General features: G+C 50.1%; 18 protein-coding genes. 8 read left to right on the forward strand and 10 right to left on the reverse strand.

Features of this window, described 5'->3' with window-relative positions; translation table 11 throughout:
• Both IDZ20_RS09710 and IDZ20_RS09715 read right to left on the reverse strand, forming a co-directional pair.
• A partial coding sequence (locus IDZ20_RS09710; RefSeq protein WP_188151241.1) for a hypothetical protein occupies positions 1-325 on the reverse strand: 325 nt, incomplete at its 3' end.
• Positions 326-440: 115 nt separating this feature from the next.
• Positions 441-1181, reverse strand: coding sequence for a phosphoadenylyl-sulfate reductase (locus IDZ20_RS09715; protein ID WP_188151242.1), 741 nt, complete (start codon positions 1179-1181; stop codon positions 441-443).
• A gap of 297 nt (positions 1182-1478) precedes the next feature.
• Here IDZ20_RS09715 and thrH point away from each other — a divergent pair, with 297 nt between their 5' ends.
• Entirely contained in the window at positions 1479-2096 is a 618-nt protein-coding gene (gene thrH, locus IDZ20_RS09720; protein ID WP_188151243.1) for a bifunctional phosphoserine phosphatase/homoserine phosphotransferase ThrH, read from the forward strand.
• A gap of 244 nt (positions 2097-2340) precedes the next feature.
• Positions 2341-2664 (forward strand): Rieske (2Fe-2S) protein, encoded by a 324-nt coding sequence (locus IDZ20_RS09725; protein WP_188151244.1) that lies wholly within the window; start codon positions 2341-2343, stop codon positions 2662-2664.
• Here the strand turns inward: IDZ20_RS09725 and IDZ20_RS09730 are convergent.
• Positions 2661-3620 carry a GNAT family N-acetyltransferase gene (locus IDZ20_RS09730; RefSeq protein ID WP_223144940.1) on the reverse strand — a complete coding sequence of 320 codons (960 nt, stop codon included), beginning with the start codon at positions 3618-3620 and terminating at the stop codon, positions 2661-2663. The genes IDZ20_RS09725 and IDZ20_RS09730 overlap by 4 nt on opposite strands.
• Positions 3621-3817: 197 nt before the next feature.
• Between IDZ20_RS09730 and IDZ20_RS09735 the strand changes: the two genes are divergently transcribed.
• Entirely contained in the window at positions 3818-5086 is a 1269-nt protein-coding gene (locus IDZ20_RS09735) for a hypothetical protein (RefSeq protein ID WP_188151245.1), read from the forward strand.
• 30 nt (positions 5087-5116) lie between these two features.
• Here IDZ20_RS09735 and IDZ20_RS09740 read toward each other — a convergent pair whose 3' ends face one another.
• The 6 genes from IDZ20_RS09740 to IDZ20_RS09765 all read right to left on the reverse strand — a co-directional run bounded on the left by IDZ20_RS09740 (position 5117) and on the right by IDZ20_RS09765 (position 11136).
• Positions 5117-6286, reverse strand: coding sequence for a cupin domain-containing protein (locus tag IDZ20_RS09740; protein WP_188151246.1), 1170 nt, complete (start codon positions 6284-6286; stop codon positions 5117-5119).
• A gap of 36 nt (positions 6287-6322) precedes the next feature.
• Entirely contained in the window at positions 6323-7705 is a 1383-nt protein-coding gene (gene purB, locus IDZ20_RS09745) for an adenylosuccinate lyase (protein WP_188151247.1), read from the reverse strand.
• Between the two features lie 264 nt (positions 7706-7969).
• Complete coding sequence (hflD, locus tag IDZ20_RS09750) at positions 7970-8605, reverse strand: high frequency lysogenization protein HflD (RefSeq protein ID WP_188151248.1); 636 nt, start codon at positions 8603-8605, stop codon at positions 7970-7972.
• Positions 8606-8622: 17 nt separating this feature from the next.
• Entirely contained in the window at positions 8623-9753 is a 1131-nt protein-coding gene (gene mnmA / locus IDZ20_RS09755) for a tRNA 2-thiouridine(34) synthase MnmA (RefSeq protein ID WP_188151249.1), read from the reverse strand.
• Positions 9754-9939: 186 nt separating this feature from the next.
• Positions 9940-10320, reverse strand: a complete 381-nt coding sequence (locus IDZ20_RS09760; protein ID WP_188151250.1) for a hypothetical protein — start codon at positions 10318-10320, stop codon at positions 9940-9942.
• Positions 10321-10410: 90 nt separating this feature from the next.
• Positions 10411-11136, reverse strand: coding sequence for a PilZ domain-containing protein (locus IDZ20_RS09765; RefSeq protein ID WP_245792241.1), 726 nt, complete (start codon positions 11134-11136; stop codon positions 10411-10413).
• Between IDZ20_RS09765 and IDZ20_RS09770 the strand changes: the two genes are divergently transcribed.
• The 3 genes from IDZ20_RS09770 (at position 11135) to IDZ20_RS09780 (ending at position 14500) form a co-directional block, all read left to right on the forward strand.
• Positions 11135-12391 carry a lipoprotein-releasing ABC transporter permease subunit gene (locus IDZ20_RS09770; RefSeq protein ID WP_188151251.1) on the forward strand — a complete coding sequence of 419 codons (1257 nt, stop codon included), beginning with the start codon at positions 11135-11137 and terminating at the stop codon, positions 12389-12391. The two genes, IDZ20_RS09765 and IDZ20_RS09770, sit on opposite strands and share 2 nt — an antisense overlap.
• Positions 12392-12484: 93 nt before the next feature.
• Positions 12485-13186, forward strand: coding sequence for an ABC transporter ATP-binding protein (locus tag IDZ20_RS09775; protein ID WP_188151252.1), 702 nt, complete (start codon positions 12485-12487; stop codon positions 13184-13186).
• A 78-nt stretch (positions 13187-13264) separates the two neighbouring features.
• On the forward strand, positions 13265-14500 hold the full coding sequence (locus IDZ20_RS09780; protein WP_188151253.1) for a lipoprotein-releasing ABC transporter permease subunit: 1236 nt from the start codon (positions 13265-13267) through the stop codon (positions 14498-14500).
• Between the two features lie 25 nt (positions 14501-14525).
• Here IDZ20_RS09780 and IDZ20_RS09785 read toward each other — a convergent pair whose 3' ends face one another.
• Positions 14526-15056 (reverse strand): DUF2062 domain-containing protein, encoded by a 531-nt coding sequence (locus tag IDZ20_RS09785; RefSeq protein ID WP_188151254.1) that lies wholly within the window; start codon positions 15054-15056, stop codon positions 14526-14528.
• A 250-nt stretch (positions 15057-15306) separates the two neighbouring features.
• Between IDZ20_RS09785 and IDZ20_RS09790 the strand changes: the two genes are divergently transcribed.
• Positions 15307-17898, forward strand: coding sequence for a DNA internalization-related competence protein ComEC/Rec2 (locus tag IDZ20_RS09790; protein ID WP_188151255.1), 2592 nt, complete (start codon positions 15307-15309; stop codon positions 17896-17898).
• A gap of 171 nt (positions 17899-18069) precedes the next feature.
• Complete coding sequence (locus tag IDZ20_RS09795) at positions 18070-18696, forward strand: MotA/TolQ/ExbB proton channel family protein (protein ID WP_188151256.1); 627 nt, start codon at positions 18070-18072, stop codon at positions 18694-18696.
• The last annotated feature ends 2 nt before the right edge of the window (positions 18697-18698 follow it).

The following is an 18698-nucleotide window of genomic DNA, read 5'->3' on the forward strand; positions in this document are numbered from 1 at the left end:
CGAGGTCGTCACTGTTTTCCATAATCTCGCGAAGCTCGTCTTTTTCTTCGGTTTTCTGCTCTAAAACCTCTTTTACAAACTTCATGTAAACCGTATAGATCTGGGTTTCTTTGCCTTCTTCTTCGATTAGGAAAAACGGCGCACGGTTCACATCGTGCTGTTGGGCTAGCACCATGCCCTCGCTGCTGGGATCACGCTCATCGGCAATTACGATACGATCAATGGCGGACATTTGACCGCTACTTTCGAGCTTGGCAAGTACGTCACCGCACTTCTTACAGGGCGTGCCGTCCGCTAGAATTTTTTTTACAAGGGTGATTGTCATAATAAGGTTCCCATCTCGGTCATTGAGGTCGTCTTTTGCCGAGCGTTTATGTTCGGTTCAACAGCTAAACATTCAGTTCAACAATTTCCGCTATGATGGGGGCAAAACTGTGCTTTTACAATCTCCCAGAACTACTGCGCGTGTTGGACGCGTGCAGCCCGCATTCTTTCTTGGTGGCTTCTTCCCACCACCAGCGACCTTCGCGCTCGTGCTGACCTGGACCAACTGGTCGGGTACAAGGTTCGCAACCAATCGAGACAAAGCCACGATCGTGCAGCGGGTTGTACGGCACACCTTCAGCGCGGATGTAGTCCCAAACCTGCTGTGAGGTCCAATTTACCAGCGGGTTGAACTTGGTCAGGGTTTCGTTAGGGCGGGCGAACATCTTGTCATTTTGAATCACCGGTATATTCGTGCGCGTACCGGGGCTTTGATCCTTGCGTTGTCCAGTAACCCAAGCGTCCAGCGTCAATAAATGCTTGCGAAGGGGGCCAACTTTACGAATTCCGCAGCACTCTTTGTGGTTGTCTTCGTAAAAGCTAAATAAGCCTTTTTCAGAGACCAGCTTCTGCACCATGTCGGCGTCGGGCACGAGAATGTCGAGCTTAATGTCGTAGTGTTTCCGTACTCGCTCGATGAATTGGTAGGTTTCACTGTGCAAGCGGCCGGTATCTAGGCAGAATACTTGCACCCCCGGACGAATTCGACAGGCCATGTCTACGAGGACTGCATCTTCTGCACCACTAAAGGAAATTCCAATATTGTCGTGTTGCTCGAGTGCGTACTTCACGATGTCTTGCGGTGTTGCCAACTGAAGTTCGGCGTCGATATCCACGAGGTTTAGGGGGTTCGTCATGCTAGGGCTCGTATCTCTGGTGGTCTATTTAAGGGCTGCTCATAGCTGAAGTGCCAATAAACTGGGTTGAACTAGCCTAGTTTTTGAGCAATTGCTATAGGTGTCCGATTTTGGCGGCAAGAATACCAGAGCTGTCACCTCATGAGAAATAATGAACAGCGCTAGGCTTATAACTATTCTTTGTAAACTTCTCGGTTAGAGGTGTCTCTATTTACCGCGGAAGATTTGCCAAGTGCTGGCGAAAACTGTAGATTTGCCGCCTTATAGCCACTGATAATATTGCCTAAGGAGCAGAGTGTGGAAATTGCTTGTCTTGATCTTGAAGGTGTTTTGATTCCTGAAATATGGATCGCTTTTTCTGAAAAAACCGGTATCGAAGCGCTGCGAGCGACTACCCGCGATATCCCAGACTACGATGAATTGATGACCATGCGGTTGGCTGAGTTGGACAAGGCTGGTCTGGGTTTAACGGAAATCCAAGAGGTGATTAGCACCTTGAGCCCGCTTCCTGGTGCTGCAGAGTTTCTGGATTGGCTGCGCGAGCGTTTTCAGGTGGTCATTCTCTCCGATACCTTTTACGAGTTTGCCGGGCCATTGATGGCGCAGTTGGGCTATCCGACTCTGTTGTGTCACAAGCTAACCGTTGATGAGAGTGGTAAGGTAGTGGATTACAATCTGCGCCAAGCGAACCCAAAACGACAAGCGATTTGTGCCTTTAAAAGCCTTTATTATCGTACTATCGCAACCGGCGACTCCTATAACGATACCACTATGTTGACTGAGGCTGATGCGGGAATCTTATTCAGCGCGCCACAGAATGTGATTGAAGAGTTTCCTCAGTTCCCTGCGGTACATAGCTACGAAGATCTGAAAAAAGAATTTATTAAAGCAAGTAATCGCGACCTCAGTTTGTAATTGCGCCTGAAAGCCTATTTTGATGGTTGGGTTTTATCGCTGCGCTTTCGTTAAACCTTCGTCGATGCTTGTTTGATTTTGGTTTAACGGAAGCGATTTGAAAACCCGAGTGCTGGGATTGGTCGTTTTTTGGCTTGATTCGGTTGGGGTCGAGGTTGTCCTGTTGTGGGCAATTGATATTGCCGTTGGCCTCCAGGCAATGGGTGGAATTCCACGGATGGCAGTGTAATTGAGGTGGAATACTATGGTTTTTTTCCCTTTAGAAAAAATACATTTACTCTACGACGGCTATCAAAAAGCCTTTCAGGTGGGGCGATTAAATCTTTTGTTGATACAAAGTGATGGGACGCCTTACCTTATTGAAAACAGATGCCCGCATATGGATGTTGCGCTTACCACGGCAACGCAATTACCGGGCAACAAGTTACGCTGTCGTGCTCACGGCATTGAGTTCGAGTTAGAATCCGGTAGGCCGCAAGGGCCTCTAGCTAATACATTAGACTGTTTGAAAAAGTATCCCATTAGTTTTGATGGCAACGTGCTTGGTATCGAGTTGGACGCCAATTAAATAAATATCTGAGCTAAATTCGGGTCGCTAGCGCTGCCGTACTGCCAAAGTCTTTCAAACTCATCAAGTTGACGTCGAGATTCCGCAGCCGCGTTGTACTTGGCAAAGCCAACAAAGTTCGCTTCATCGTTAAGAAATACCAGTCGCTTTTGGTCGATTATTCCATAACTGATATTGGCGGTAGCCTCGTCTGTTGTCAGCACTCGAATTGCCATTCGGCTAGGTAGTCGCTGGCTGAGCTGCACTAGGGCATTTCGGTTGCCCTTTAGCGTTGAGCTATCTCGCAGCAGGATGCGTATCGACGAATTGCGGCTTAAGCGCGCCAGCGCCGATATTGCCGCGACTATTTGAGGTTTGTTCCAAATAGCTGGATGTAATTCACCGCAATATAAATCAAAGCTTCGACGCGCAATGTTAAGTTGTTGGCCAATGTGTTGGTTTAACATTGCCGCACTTTCAAGCCGAATCACCTCGTCACCATAAATAAATGTGTAGGTGTCTGCATTGCTGCGATCTAACTTCATATTGCGGTGGGGGATGCCGGCATCCATAAATACGTCGCCGGTTTCGATAAACCCGGCTTTGCGGTAGAAGCCAATGGCGTGAAGTTGTGCGTGTAAAAAGGGGGGATTGAGGTTGTCGCCAACATCGGCGAGCCGGCGCTGTAATAAACTACGCAGCATTATACGACCAATACCACAGCCTCTATGTTCTACGAGTACAGCCATGCGACCAATTTGACCACTTGAGAGCAGACGTGCGCAAGCGACAGGTTTGTGGTCTAGGTAGACGAGTAAGTGCTGAGTAGCGACCGCCCGATCAAAATCATCAACTTCTTCATCTATCGGTACATTCTGCTCAGTGACAAAAACCTGATGGCGTATAGCCGTAAGGGCGTCCGCATACTCGTTCCAGCTAACCATACGAAGGTCAAAATTATTGTTTACAGTCATCATAGTAAAATGGTCGTTGGTTGGTAATCTTGTTGCGGTCGTGTGCTGGATGTTAGGATTCAATCTAAGTCACCGCAAGAGTCACCGCAAGTTTTAATATTGTTACTTTTAAACCGTAGAGAATAATAAGAGTTTTAAACAAAAATCGATTAAAGCCAAGCCAAAAAATATAAGAAATATAGAAAAGAAAAGTACAAACAATGTCCGACCAAAAAGGCGCGCGCATGAAGTTTTGGATAAACCCGAACCTGAATAACGATAATGTCATAATACTCGCTAAAACAGCGGTCTTAATCGGCTCCTGCGAAAAGCTAAACTTGGCTCAGTTGGAGCAAAAGTTAAGGGATAATATCCATCCATTTAAAGCACTAGAGAAAAGTGCGTATAAAACGCTGATATTCGATAGGGTTACAACACTTAGCAGCCATCAAGATCGTAAAGCAATCAATAGTAAAGCCGCCAATAATCAGCGCGAGAAAAAATCCAACCGTATAGATGTAAGCGTTGCCAATGGTGACGCTGAAAAAATACATTCGATTGAGTTCGCTGACGCCGCCAGCAAAGCTGATTTTTTGCAGTGCATAGAGGGTTTGCTCCTTAAGCAATGGTTTAAGGCTCGCGTTGCACCATCAGCTCTGCAGACTTGGTTTGCCCCCGTAGCCGCTACTGTTATTGCCGTTGTGTTACTCGCCTCATTACTTTTCACGTTTAGTGGTTTGCTGTTGGTCTGTTCGGTGTTGTGGACTTTAGCTGCTACAGCACTGATTGTATACCGGCTTAAAACCACGGTGTCGATGGGCGTTTGGAGTCGGTCACCCATACCTCAACCGCAATTGTCGTGGCGGAATCTCGTTACCGAGGCTGCAGCGGTGTTCATGGCTGCAGCAATATCCGTAATTGGGATTGTTGTTGTTTCAACCCTCGAACGCAATAGTGCGCAACAACAGCAAATTGATTCAAAGCTTCTTTCGTTGGTGTCACAGGAGGTTGCGCTTTTGTTTCCCGCCGACGGCTCTTCAGCTTGGGCGAGTGATGGCTTAAAAGCCGACGCAAACTCAGAGTCTGGGAGTGCTGCCTACAGTTTGCCACCCGGTACGAGTTTGGCCACCTTTGCACCGTTGATCTTCGAGCGGGCTATCGGTGAGTACGAGTTTTTACGCAAGGCACTTAGCTACAGTCAGCGTTGTCACTCAGTGGGTTTTCAGCGCACGGAAGCGTTAAACCAATTTACCGCCGAGCGCATGAACGCCAGCGGGCGATTTTACGCCATAGCTGAGATTTTGATTGAAAAGAATATGGCGGTTACGCTAATGGGGAAGACTCAGGCCGCTGGTGATGTCAGTCGAGCGCTATTAAGGGACTTAGAAGGTATTGATCAGCGATTTCAGTCGCAAGACAATAATCCGAACCCGAGTTTAATCGCCGAGTGCGAGACCATGACGCAGCGCTTAGAGACAAGTTCGGAGTAGATTAAGGATTTAAAGAGCGTGGCCTAGCCGTTATGTTTCATCGGCGTCTACCAACCAGCCAAGCTGGGCAAGTTGGCGCAGCAGTTCACGTTCTTCAGCCGTTACGTCTTGGTATTGGATCGCTTGATAAGCGCTTAGTTTCTGCGCGAGTGCGCGTGAACATTCCCAGGCCTCACCATTGATAAACAACTGACATTGGTCAGTGGTTTGTTTGTTAGCGGCATCGTCAGTTGCTGTGCTAATCGGGTAAAAAGCGCAGCGAGCAAAGCGCGATAGCGCGATGGATTCAGCGTTGAGTTCATCTTCGCTAAGCGCATTTTCGTCGGCGAATTGGCCGCCGGGATTCGGGCGAGTCATATAGCTGCCAAACCAATTCGCCAGCTGTTGTTCGTCACCTAATTGGCTCGCAATAATCGCTTTTAATTGCTCAATACTGTTCGACGAGAGCTCTCCCGTATGCGCTTGCAGTGGCAGGTTTGGGTCGGTATAACGCTGGTCCGGATTGCAGTGAGAGGCGGCTTCTTCGGTTAAATCGAGCAGGATGTCACTGTAGCTGGGTGCGCGAAAGCCAATGCTGTAGGTAATGCAGTTTCCTTCCGCGGTTCCCCAATGTGCAACATTTGGCGGAATATACAGTAGATCCCCTGGTTCGACGATCCAGTCGTGCAGGGTGTCGAAATCCTTTAGCACTTTCATGTCTTGGTCTTCGAGCATTTCACTATGGCTATCGCAGGTTTGACCGATACGCCATCGGCGTCGACCTTCGCCTTGCAGTAAAAATACATCGTAGTAGTCAAAATGCGGGCCGACACCACCTTGGTCTGCTGCGTAGCTAATCATGATGTCGTCTAGCCGCCAGTTCGGAATAAAGCGAAACAAATCGAGCAGTGCGTTGACCTCTGGGTCCAGTAGATCGGCGTGCTGTATTAGTAGTGTCCAGTGGGAGCTGGGCAGGGTGGCAAAGGCGTCGTCAGCAAGCGGTCCGTGAGTAAGTGACCACTGGTTTTGTTCTGGCTTTTCTATCACTAAGCGCGAGACCACATCCTCTTCTAGTGCAAGGCCTGCAAGTTCGTCACCACACAGCGGCGATTCAAATTGCGGTATGGCCTGACGGATAAGCAGTGGCTTTTGTTGCCAATAGTCCCTTAAAAAGGTTTCGATCGGCATATCGCCAAGATGTGTTAAGCGCGCTTGAGTCATAGTTGTTGTGGATCTTAAGTCTTAGGTAGCCGTAGCCTATTTTAGGTAGTCTTTGATTGCATTTGCCTGAGCGACTGCGTTACCAATGTAGCTGCTCGGTGACATGGCCTTTAACTCGGCTTTGGCATCGGCGGGAATATCCAAGGTATCCAGGAATTCAGCCATAACTTGCTCGGTAATCGCTTGCCCACGGGTAAGTTCTTTCAATTTTTCGTAAGCGCCTTCAATGGCGTAGCGACGCATAACAGTTTGAATCGGCTCGGCCATCACTTCCCAAGCGTTGTTCAAGTCTTTGGCGAGGGCAACTTCGTTAATCTGTAGTTTGCTAATGCCTTTCATCGACGACGCGTAGGCAATCAGCGAGTAGCCGAAGCCGACACCCATGTTGCGCAATACCGTGGAGTCGGTGAGATCTCGCTGCCAGCGGGAAACCGGCAGTTTAGCCGCGAGATGATTAAATACCGCGTTGGCAATTCCCAAGTTACCTTCTGAGTTTTCGAAATCGATTGGGTTGACCTTGTGCGGCATGGTCGACGAACCAATTTCACCGGCGATCGTTTTTTGCTTGAAATAACCCAGCGAAATGTAGCCCCACACGTCGCGATTAAAATCTAACAAAATGGTATTGAAGCGACAGATGGCGTCGAATAGTTCGGCAATGTAGTCGTGCGGCTCAATTTGTGTGGTGTAGGCGTTCCAAGTTAATCCCAAGCTGCTAACAAATGTTTCTGCGTTGGCTTGCCAGTCGAGTTTTGGGTAGGCGGATAGATGGGCGTTATAGTTGCCGACGGCGCCGTTTATCTTACCCAGTAGTTGTACCGCAGATACTTGCTGCACTTGGCGTGCAAGTCGAGCTGCAACGTTGGCGAATTCTTTGCCGACAGTTGTTGGCGATGCCGTTTGGCCGTGGGTACGCGATAGCATTGGCACTTCGGCGTAGGCGATGGCCATATCGGCGATGGCGTTGGTGATGTCACGCATTTGTGGCAACAGCACTTGGTCACGACCATCTTTTAGCATTAGCGCATGGGACAGGTTGTTGATGTCTTCCGAGGTGCAGGCAAAGTGAACAAATTCGGAAATAGCTTCGAGCTCCGCGTTGCCTTTGAATTTGTTTTTAATAAAGTATTCCACGGCTTTAACATCGTGGTTGGTGGTGCGCTCGATGGTCTTAATGTCGTTGGCATCCGCTTCGCTAAAATCGCTTACGATACGGTTGAGAAGTGTTTGTGCAGACTCGCTAAAGGCCGGAACTTCTGGAACTTGGTTGTGCTCCGCCAAACGCTGCAGCCAGCGAACTTCAACCTCGACTCGGCAACGAATCAGGCCGAATTCACTAAAGATTGGACGTAGTTCGGCGGTTTTACTACCGTAGCGACCGTCGATAGGCGAAATTGCGGTGAGGGCTGATAATTCCATAGTGTTTACGATCTCAAGGCTGGGGCCAGAGGCTGAACTGACGCGATAATCGCAGCGATTCAACACGGTGTTTGGCGTTGTGGATATGGTGAGGGGAGGTCAAGCAAGCTTCTTCTCGAGACGGTACGTCTTTGGAGATCTGCAGCTGAAATTCCCCTAACGGAAAAGCCGCGCAGTTTACCCGATTCGCGGGGATATTTCAGCGGCTTTAACGCGGTGACAGTTTTTGTGGGACTATTTTGTAGGGCTGTTTTTGGAAGCGGTCTAATTTAGCGCTTTGCTTTCGCCGAGTAGGTCTGACACCGCCTGCTCGATACGGCTGCGGTAAAAGATTAAGTGCCAGCGAGAGCCGCCAGCTTGACGCCACAGGGTTGCTGCGCGAATACCGGCAAGTAGTAGGGAGCGAATTTGCGCGGCGACTCTAGCCTGCTGGAGGTAGTTGTACTCGCCGTTAACCTGAATGCGGTATTGAAATTTGCTAATAGTGTCTGTGTAAATATCCGCCACATTACTCACCACGTTGTCGTGGCTGAGGCCAAACATCTCCACCTGCTTTTCCACCTTTTCTAAGCGCGCGCCAATGATGTAGAGCACATCGCTGCGCCGCGCTAAACGTTTCTGGAGGTGCAGTATCCCTAAGATATAGCGCAGCAGGTCGGCGTTTTTGGGGTCGCGATGCTGCTTCAGCAGCAGCTCGAGTGTGTTCAGTCCGTCGCTTAGCGTCGAGACGCTGCCGAAGACCTGCTCGGCATCGGTCGCCGATTGGACAAGCAAGCTTTTCATTGCCGTCTCAAACTGTTCGCTTTTTAGGTAACCGGTTTTTGCTAGCTGTTCGACCAAACTGGCGGCTTGCGCCATACCTGCGAGACCAAGTGCAATATTGCGCCAAGACTTATCCAAGAGTGTTTCCTGTCGAATTATTGGGGGAAGTTGATGACCGCGCCACCAAGGCAGATGTCACCATCGTACAGTACTATCGACTGGCCTGGGGTAACCGCGCGCTGAGGTTCATCGAACACAACCGATATGGTGTCGCTATCAGAGGATTCCAAGGTGCACCACTGATCCGGCTGCCGATAGCGTGTTTTGGCTAGACAGCGATAACCGGCCGGCTTTGGCTCCCCGTTTATCCAGTGCACTTGGCTGGCACTAAGCGCTGGGGCAAATAAAAGCGGATGATTCTTACCTTGTACAACCACTAAATTGTTGTTTTCCAGATCTTTTTGCGCCACATACCAGGGTTCGTCCTTGGCGCCAGGCACACCGCCGATACCCAGCCCTTGGCGCTGGCCAATGGTGTGGTACATCAAGCCTTGATGCTCACCAATCACGGTTCCGTCGGGGCTAATAATCTTGCCTGGCTGCGCGGGTAGGTAGGTTTCGAGAAAATCCTTAAAGCGGCGCTCACCGATAAAGCAGATGCCGGTGGAATCTTTCTTGTCGTGGGTGACTAAATCGTGTTGCTCCGCCAACTGGCGAACTGCGGGCTTTTCCAGCTCGCCAACAGGGAAGAGGGTTTTGCTGAATTCGGCTTCACCAACGGCGTGGAGAAAGTAGCTTTGATCTTTGTTGCCATCGAGGCCTTTGCGCAAATAGGTTCGGCCGTTCTCGCGGTGACTGCGGGCATAGTGGCCGGTAGCGATAAATTCGGCGCCGAGCGCTTCGGCATGCTGCAGAAACACTTTAAATTTAATCTCGCGGTTGCAGAGAATGTCAGGGTTAGGCGTGCGCCCGGCTTTGTATTCGGCTAAAAAATGCTCGAATACATTGTCCCAGTAGTCCTGTGCGAAGTTTACCGTGTGCAGGTGAATGCCGAGCTTTTGGCACACCGCCGCGGCGTCCAGCAGGTCGGTCATGGCGGTACAGTATTCGGTGCCGTCGTCTTCGTTCCAGTTCTTCATGAACAGGCCTTCCACTTGGTAACCTTGCTGCAATAGCAGTAGGGCGGCAACGGAGGAGTCGACACCACCGGACATACCGACAATGACTTTTGGCTTGCTAGCCGAAGGTGTTGCTGAGCTGGAGTTTGTATTGGCTAAAGTGGACATGAATAACAGCTATTGGCGACTTAGATTTGACTGGGGAGCGAATTGTAAACTATTGCGGGTACGCGCGGCGAGAATCCCTCGTTGAACATGCCGCTACAAAAAGCGTTTGTTTGCAACCCGTCAAGCCCATCTGGCGCAATGCCGACGGGGCTTAACGAGCGGACTGAGGAAACGGGGGCTTGGTGATTACTTTTGTAACTGACTTTTGTGTTTATTCACAGCGTGAATAACATAGTTAGATTCGAAATAAACGGTAAAGTCGGTGTATTCCCAATAGAAAATGGGTGGTTCACCGGTTGGCCCTTCTTTAGTTTGTGGGGCGCCAAAGCGTTGTTCGACTTGCGCTTTGGTCATGCCACGGTTGGGTAGCGTTGCACTCGAAGCGACTCGCGCTGCGGTTTCGGGGCGAGGCATTTGAACGGTTTCGGCACTAACCGATATTGCTGCCAGACTTAAGCCGGAGGCCATAGCGACAACAAGCGCGCATCGACGAGTTTTTCCTTTAGTAACCCGTGCAGAGATTCCTGCCGTGGTTGTTGATGCGTGTGCGGGTAGCATAGTTGTCATCCTGTTCTGTCCTCTAGAGTCTTAAATAACGTAAATAAATAATTCTGCGCTAGGGTGTTTGTGCCAAGGGCTTTGTATTTGTGAGGCTGCTTACTTAGTCTTTTGTACGCCTTTTTGAGCGACTTGCGCTCTTATAATTTGCCGCGATAGTTCTTGCCGATCGCGATCACTCAAGCGGTGGAAGCGCACAGCAATTTGATACTGTTTTTCTTTTGGCTCACAGCGAATCACCTTGGCGAAGGTCACAACTTGCGCATAACTGGGCAAGAAAACCATTCTAAGTGCTAAACATGCGCCTTTGTATAGGGTTCGGTCGGAAATAAAGGCTACGCCATCTTCACTAAGATTAATACGGGTTTTGGGCCTATTTTGTAGGCCCTCTTTGTCGTCGTTACTGCTTGTCTGGGCAAATAAGGTATGGCGTGCAATTAAGTCTATTTTGTTGCTTAAGCTTTGCAGATAGTCGCCTAACAGCCGGTTTTTTTCAGTGATAAGGCGCAAAGTCTGAATATTATCGCGGTCGAGAGTGCGCAATTCGTTCAGCATCGACATCGCCACAGAGTCTTCAAATTCGAGTTCTGGGCTGCTTTCTTCGGCGGTAAAGGCATCGACGATTTTAGAATCGAAGATAACATCGTGGCTTACGCGAAAAAAATCTCGGCGTTCACGTCCGCCTGCCGTTGTTTGGGAAGCCGTGGTTGGCTTTAAGGAATCAGTCATAGACGTTTGATTATCACCTGTTTGTAGTCGCTTTAATAATAGTTCATCCTGCTGCCGCTTGTCCCCGAGAAACTTCTCCTGTTTAATCACCGCCATGCAGCTAAATACCCCATTCTTTGTCCCCAACCTCATCGGCCTGCGCTACGCTAGCGCGGGTCGCCGCAACGGCTATATATCGTTTGTTAGCCTATTTGCCTTCGCCGGTATGGCGCTGGGTGTGTTCGCCCTGATCGTTGTCTTGTCGGTAATGAACGGTTTCGACAGAGAGTTGAAAGAGCGAATCTTGCGCGTTGTCGCACACGGTAGTATAGAAGATAGTCGCGGCCTTGAAGACTGGCGCGACTTGCAAAGCCGAATCGTATCGACGTCGGGGTTAGAAGGCTCTGCGCCCTTTGTGGATGGCAAGGCACTCATTCACTACGGCAAGAACGTAAAAGCGGTGGAAATCCAAGCGGTATTGCCGGAGCAGGAGCGACAGGTGTCGATTGTCGAGGAATACGTATTGCTGGGTAGCCTCGATGCGTTGCAACCCGGAGAGTACGGCATTGTTCTCGGTTCATTGGTGGCGCGGTCTTTGGGAATTGCCCTCGGCGACAAGATTACCGTTACCTTGCCGCAGGTGTCGGTAACGCCTGCGGGAATCTTTCCGCGAACCAAGCGCTTTACCGTGGTTGGTGTGTTTGAGGTGGGCGCGCAAGTTGATCAGTACCTCGGGCTTATTCACTTGGCGGACGGCCAAAAGTTGTTTCGTACCGGCGGTACGGTCGATGGTTTGAGATTAAAGTTTAACGATATCTATACCGCGCCTCAGCAGTTACAGGCGTTGGAACAGCAACTGGGTGAAGATTATAAAACCCGCGACTGGAGTGAAACCCAAGGCAGTTTGTTTCAGGCGGTAAAAATGGAAAAAACTGTCGTTGGCTTGATGTTAAGTATCGTTATCGCGGTGGCGGCTTTTAATATTGTCACTAGCTTGATCATGATGGTGGCAGAAAAGCGCAGCGATATTGCGGTGCTTCGAACTCTGGGGATGACCCGCGGCGACATCGTCCATATCTTTATTGTGCAGGGGCTGGTTATTGGTGTGTTAGGGGTATTAATTGGTGCTGCCTTGGGTGTTGTTACGGCGGTGTGGTTACCGGAAATTGTCGGTGGCCTAGAGCGCCTTAGCGGCGTACAAATATTCGACCCCGATATTTATTTTGTACCCTATCTGCCCTCGTTGTGGCGTTTAGATGACACCTTGGTGGTTACGCTTGGGGCTGTTGTGGTTGCCTTACTGGCAACCCTATACCCAGCGTATCGGGCCTCGACCATCGAGCCGGCCGAAGCCTTGCGTTACGACACTTAAGTTTGTGTAACGAACCTAGCCTGCGTAACGAACCTAGCCTGCGGAATGAATTTAGCTTGTTAACAATCTACGACATTGAAGAATGGAATTTACATGGTAAAACCCGTATTGGAATGTTTTGGGGTGGTAAAACATTACCGTCAAGGTCCTCAAACAATCGAAGTGCTAACTGGTGTAGACCTACAGCTGTTTGCCGGTGAACATATTGCTATTGTCGGTTCGTCGGGCAGTGGTAAAAGCACCTTGTTGAATGTGCTGGGTGGTTTAGATAAACCCGACAAGGGTCGAGTAGATTTACTTGCGCAGCCATTTTCTAGTTGTTCAGACAATCAGCGTGGTCGCATTCGCAATCAGTCGCTGGGTTTTGTCTACCAGTTTCATCACCTTCTGCCGGAATTTAGCGCGGTCGAAAACGTTGCCATGCCCTTGTTGATCGCTGGCGTTAAACGCTCGCAAGCTTTGTTAAGTGCAGAGCAGATGTTAACCAAGGTTGGTTTGCTGCAGCGTGTCAGTCACAAGCCGTCAGAATTGTCCGGCGGTGAGCGGCAGCGAGTTGCTATTGCCCGCGCAATCGTTAATCAGCCGGCGTGTGTGTTAATGGATGAGCCAACCGGTAACCTTGACGAGAAAAATGCCGAGTCTATTCAAGCGCTTATGAAATCCCTAAGCCGTGAAGTTTCAACCAGTTTTGTTGTGGTTACTCACGACAATAAGCTGGCCGCAACCATGGATAAAACCTACCATCTAAGCGAGGGTGGTTTGCATCTTAAGGGAGGCGAGCCGGATGGACTTTAGCGCTAAAGTATCGACTTCGCTGGCTGTCTTCGCTCGCATCCCCGTCTGGCTAACGCCTCGCGGCCGTGTGTCTTACCTATGAATCAGTCCCTCGCATTTTTTATTGGCCTGCGCTACACCAGTGCGCGGCGGCGCAGCCAGCTAGTTTCTTTTTTATCGGCAATATCCATTACTGGCTTGGCAGTTGGTGTGGCGCTATTGGTAGCGGTTTTATCGGTGATGAATGGCTTTGATCGTGAATTGCGTGAGCGAATATTGGGGCTAGTACCGCAAGCGGCTATTTATCAACGTGGCGGCGTAGAAGATTGGCCAGACCTGGTTGCGCGTATTAGCGAAGATCAACAAGTGCTGGGTGTGGCTCCGTTTGTCAATTTAGATGCACTTGCCAGTTTGGATAACATTACCGTTCCTGTCGCACTATACGGCGTCGATGTAGAGGCGGAACGTGCTGTGTCGCGCTTGTCTGAATATGTTTCTGCGGATGTTTATAACAGTCTCGCAAGCGATGCTGAAGCGCTGTTACTCGGCCGCGATATTGCGATACAGATGGCGGCAGAGGTGGGCGATAAAGTGATGTTGGTGGTGCCGGATTTTAGCCATCAACAGGCCGCCCCGAGAATTGCGTATTTTCGCTTAGCCGGCATAATTCATTCTGGTACCGAGCTGGACAACCTTCTCGCCGTTACCGGTTTGGTAGCAGCGGCCAATTTAACCGGGTCGCCTGATCGCGTTACAGGCGTTCGTTTAAAACTGGCGAACCTGTTTGATGCCCCGCGTGTGGTTTACGAAAACTTAGTCAAGTTGGGGGCGGGTTACTACGGTAATAATTGGACGCGTACCCACGGCAATCTTTACCACGCTATACATATGTCGAAGAGTCTGGTGGGGTTGTTGATGTCGCTAATTGTCGCGATTGCCGCTTTTAACGTGGTTTCAACCTTGGTAATGGTGGTGGTGGATAAGCAGGGCGATATTGCAATTTTACGCACGCTGGGTGCTTCTACTCGGTCGATTATGGCGATTTTTATGGTGCAGGGCACCTTTATCGGTTTGGTTGGAACGGCTATAGGCTTAGTCGCTGGGTGTATTCTGGCTACGGGTATTGCGGATGTTGTCGGCTGGCTAGAGCGGTTTTTAGGTGTGCAGTTTTTAAAATCTGATGTTTATCCGCTAACGTATCTACCGAGCGAGATTCAGTTGGGCGACATTCTGCAGGTGGGGCTAACAGCCCTCGGTCTAAGTTTTCTTGCGACCTTATATCCCGCGTGGCGAGCGAGCCGCGTACAGCCAGCTGAAGCCTTGCGCTATGAGTAATCTGTGAAGGGAATTTGTTGGTCGTTTATTTTTGTGTTCGGGCTTTATAGCGTTTGCTTCGTTGCTTCCATTTCTGTATGACATGCCAGCGCCAAGTCCACTGAATGGTGATAAAGCCTAAGCAGCCAAAAAATAACCCCGCCATAAAACAGCCAAGGACTAATGGCTCCCAAATCATTAGAAACTCAGTGGCAAACCAATCCCAAGACATTTGAAACTCAAATGGCCGCGGATGAATTTGCAGCAGTCGTGCGCCGAGTTTGTATGTGGCAAAAAAGATAAAGGGGAAGGTGAGGGGGTTGCTAACCCAAATTAGCCCAACAGTAATGGGAAGGTTGCAACGAAACAGTAATGCACCTAGCGCGGCTAAAGGAATTTGCCCAAGAACCGGCATAAAGGCGATAAACAACCCCACAAAAAATGCCACCGAAACGGAGTGACGGTTCATATGGAACAGATTCGGGTCGTGCATCATGGTGCCGAGTAGGCTCACGCCGGGTAAGCTACGTACCTTGCTGGGATCAGGCATCCAACGTTTAATAATGTTTCGAGGCATAGGTACTACAACTGCTCACAGAAATGGCTTACATGATCAGGCGTTAAACAGCAGGTATATCAACATACATGTCTGATATACGATAGCCGATCTGAAACGGTTCGGCTTCAATTCGCTAGCCCCGCCATTATCGGTCAACTCGGCAGGGGGCTGAGGGCGAGTATTATGCCTAGAGGCCTAGCACTTTGCTACCGCGATTGTGTGCTTAAACGGCTCGACAGAATAAAATAAAATTTCCAAGGATTGGAAGATGAATACCCCTATCTCGCCCATTCGGGCGCTAAGTTTGTTGCTCGCCGCCGCTCTGGGGGCTGGCTTGCCGGTGTTGTTGCCGCTTGCCGCGAGCGAGATCCCACCTTATATACCGCACATACTTATTATTGTGTCTGCCTGCTTAGGTTTTCTGCAGTGGCTTAGCTATCGCGGTGTTAGCTGTAATCGCGGGGCTGTTAATCATAGGGTTACTAACCGTGCCTTTGTTGATAACAAGAATGTGTCTGGTTGGTCTTGTGTTGCTGCGCCTGTCGCGCTGTTTCTACTCGCTTACGCTTGCAACCTCGCGAGGCTAGAGGCGTTGATTGAGAGTCAGCTACCGGAGGCGTGGCAGCAAAAAGATATAGAGCTGCAATTCCGTTTGGCGAGCCTGCCGGAATACCAAGAGGGTTTTAAAAAAGGCTCTGAAAAAGCCAGCTTTTACGCGAAAGTTATCGCTTTAGTGGCGGCGCCAGAAGGTGGCGATGCGGCGAACTATAGCGAGCAGCTCATTGGCAAGTTGATACGTTTAAGCTGGTACGACCTTCCGTCGGAGACGATGCTTGTTCCTGGCCAGCTCTGGCAGGCTAAGGTTCGTTTGCGGCGCCCGAGAGGAACCGTTAACCCCAACGGTTTTGATTATCAGGCCTGGTTGCTTACCCGCAAGGTGGTCGCTAGCGGTTATCTTAAAATGCGCGCGGAGGTATTGCTCGTTGATTCGCAGCCGCGATTATCGATAAACCTTGCGCGCTATCAGATCAAACAGCGTTTATTTGGCGGTTTGCCCTCCGGCGCCGATGGTGATGATGCTGAGGTGTCGCTTCAGAATCGCGGCCTTTTGCTGGCGCTGTTGCTCGGCGATAGGTCGGATATTTCGGCGGACAGTTGGCGGGGCTTGCAAAATACCGGCACGATTCATCTTATGGCCATTTCGGGTTTGCATATTGGCTTGGTCGCGGGGTTTTGCTTTGCGGTTTTTCATTGGTTGGCGCGATTGTTGGCGATCTGGCAACCGCTTGGGGTGCGTTGGTTAGCGCCCGCAATGTCGTCGCTTTTCGCACTTATCTATGCGCTCTTATCTGGTTTCGGTGTGCCGTCCCAGCGCGCTTTAATTTTAGTGGTTATGCTCAACCTTGGTTATTGGCTTGGGCGCAGGCTTAGTTATGCGCGCTGTCTTGTGATCGCGGTAATGGCGATTACATTGCTCGATCCCTTTGCGTTTATCCAGCCGGGTTTTTGGCTGAGCTTTTCCGCTGTTTCGGTTTTGATCTACAGCTTTTCGTGCCGTGTTATCGAGCCGGCTAAATGGCTTAGTCTATTGCGTGCGCAGTTGGTTTTATTTGTCGGAATGCTAGTGCCCTTAGCGCTGTTGGGTTTACCCGTTAGCCTTATCAGCCCTGTGGCAAACCTGATTTTCGTTCCGCTGGTGTCATTTGCGGTGATACCGCCGTTGCTGCTGGCTGGTATCACTGGATTGGTGAGTTTGCGCGTAGGCCATTTATTTTTGCAGCTGGCGGATTGGGTTTTAACTCTAGCGGTTCGCGGGTTAGAACTTATGAGTGATTACGCAATGGAAAACCCCTTGCTTTGGCATCCGACTATTTCGCCGCAGGGCGGCGTTTTGATGCTTGCGGGTTTACTGGGGGTGGTACTACTGTTGGCGCCAAAAGCTGTCGGTTATCGCGTGTTGGGTTTGTTGTTGCTTGTGGTGACCTTAATTCCAAAATCTACAGAGCAATCGGCACTTGGTATTACCATGTTAGATGTGGGGCAGGGGCTTTCGGTGGTAATCGCAACCCCAAAACACACCCTTGTTTACGATACCGGTGCCCGTTTTGGTGAAAGCTTTGATATTGGCAGCCGTGTTATTGCCCCCCACTTATACCAGCAGGGGCGAACCCATATTGACACGCTTGTGGTTAGCCATGGCGATAGCGATCATAACGGCGGAACCACCGGTCTGTTGTCGATGATAGCTAGTGAGCGGATTATTAGCGGAGAACCTAAGCGGGTAGAGCGTAGCTTGGCCGTGCCAGAATCATCTGCAGGTGGAATTAGGGCTGCACTGAATGCCCGTGCCGTTGAAGTCGAAGCGTGCGGTGATCAAACCGCGTGGCAGTGGGACGGTGTAACATTTGAAGTGCTCTGGCCAGAAGCCGGCACAATGGTCAATGCCGAAGCTGACGCCACGCTTAAATCCAACAATCGTTCCTGTGTGTTGTTAGTTAGTTTTGAAGGCAGGCGAATCTTAATTGCCGGCGATATCGAAGCCCCAGTCGAACGAATCTTGCTGCGCGATCCACGTTTGGCTGCCGGGGTAGACTTGTTGGTCGCGCCTCATCACGGCAGTAAAACCTCGTCCACCAACGCGTTTATTGCCGCGCTTCAACCGCAATACGTTTTGTTCAGCGTAGGTTATCAAAATCGTTACCATCATCCGCATCCCAGTATCGAGAAGCGCTATCAAGATTTAGGGAGCCATCTGTTGCGCACAGATTTAGACGGCGCTCTGGTGTTCAATTTTGACTTAAGCGGGGGTGTTAGCCTAAGTAGAGAGAGGCAGCAGCGGCGCCGCTTGTGGCTGGAGTGAGACTCAAATCCCGTTGCTGAAACAGGCGCGGCAAAACTGCCGACAATCGGGTATCATACCGCGCTGTATGGGTTCCTAGGCTTTAACTTGCCACGTTATGGGTAAAACCTGCGCAACAGACAATAACAATATTAATAAGAATTCCAACGACAGTAATATTAGGAGTGATGAGTGTTCGAAATAATCGCCTCCGGCGGATGGTTAATGCTGCCGATCATAATCTGTTCTATCGCCGTTATCGCGATTAGCGTAGAGCGTTACTGGTCGTTAAATCCCGCCAAAATCGCGCCAAAGCATCAGCTTGGTCAGGTTTGGAGTTGGATTCAGAAAAATCAGCTCGACAGTGAAAAACTAAAAGAGCTGCGCCGCTCGTCTCAGCTGGGCCGAATTCTTGCCGCTGGACTCAGCAATTCAAAACACGGCCGCGATGTAATGAAGGACAGTATTCAAGAAGCCGCCAGCCAAGTTGTTCACGATATGGAACGCTATCTTGGCGCGCTCGGAACAATCGCCGCAATTGCGCCACTGTTTGGCTTGCTGGGTACGGTTATCGGCATGATTAAAGTTTTTACCGCGCTAAACCTAGAGGGCGCCGGTAATGCTGGTGTTCTCGCCGGTGGTATTTCAGAAGCGCTAATCACCACGGCGGCGGGCTTGACCGTTGCGATTCCAGCCATGATGGCACATCGATTTTACGTGCGCCGGGTCGACACTTTAGTCGTAACCATGGAGCAAGAAGCGATCAAACTTGTAGACGCTTTGCACAGCGATCGTCGCGTCGATCTTAAAGTGGCCTAGGG

Origin of the sequence: Teredinibacter waterburyi, assembly GCF_001922985.1 — a bacterium.
GTDB classification, from domain to species: Bacteria; Pseudomonadota; Gammaproteobacteria; order Pseudomonadales; family Cellvibrionaceae; genus Teredinibacter; species Teredinibacter waterburyi.

Bases quoted from the DNA above. Each gene is read 5' to 3' on its own strand.
- IDZ20_RS09730 (WP_223144940.1), bottom strand. From the start codon at position 3,620: ATGATGACTGTAAACAATAATTTTGACCTTCGTATGGTTAGCTGGAAC.
- IDZ20_RS09780 (WP_188151253.1), top strand. From the start codon at position 13,265: ATGAATCAGTCCCTCGCATTTTTTATTGGCCTGCGCTACACCAGTGCG.
- IDZ20_RS09725 (WP_188151244.1), top strand. From the start codon at position 2,341: ATGGTTTTTTTCCCTTTAGAAAAAATACATTTACTCTACGACGGCTAT.
- IDZ20_RS09735 (WP_188151245.1), top strand. From the start codon at position 3,818: ATGTCCGACCAAAAAGGCGCGCGCATGAAGTTTTGGATAAACCCGAAC.
- IDZ20_RS09765 (WP_245792241.1), bottom strand. From the start codon at position 11,136: ATGGCGGTGATTAAACAGGAGAAGTTTCTCGGGGACAAGCGGCAGCAG.
- IDZ20_RS09785 (WP_188151254.1), bottom strand. From the start codon at position 15,056: ATGCCTCGAAACATTATTAAACGTTGGATGCCTGATCCCAGCAAGGTA.
- IDZ20_RS09790 (WP_188151255.1), top strand. From the start codon at position 15,307: ATGAATACCCCTATCTCGCCCATTCGGGCGCTAAGTTTGTTGCTCGCC.
- IDZ20_RS09775 (WP_188151252.1), top strand. From the start codon at position 12,485: ATGGTAAAACCCGTATTGGAATGTTTTGGGGTGGTAAAACATTACCGT.
- purB (WP_188151247.1), bottom strand. From the start codon at position 7,705: ATGGAATTATCAGCCCTCACCGCAATTTCGCCTATCGACGGTCGCTAC.
- IDZ20_RS09715 (WP_188151242.1), bottom strand. From the start codon at position 1,181: ATGACGAACCCCCTAAACCTCGTGGATATCGACGCCGAACTTCAGTTG.
- IDZ20_RS09740 (WP_188151246.1), bottom strand. From the start codon at position 6,286: ATGACTCAAGCGCGCTTAACACATCTTGGCGATATGCCGATCGAAACC.
- IDZ20_RS09770 (WP_188151251.1), top strand. From the start codon at position 11,135: ATGCAGCTAAATACCCCATTCTTTGTCCCCAACCTCATCGGCCTGCGC.
- mnmA (WP_188151249.1), bottom strand. From the start codon at position 9,753: ATGTCCACTTTAGCCAATACAAACTCCAGCTCAGCAACACCTTCGGCT.
- IDZ20_RS09760 (WP_188151250.1), bottom strand. From the start codon at position 10,320: ATGACAACTATGCTACCCGCACACGCATCAACAACCACGGCAGGAATC.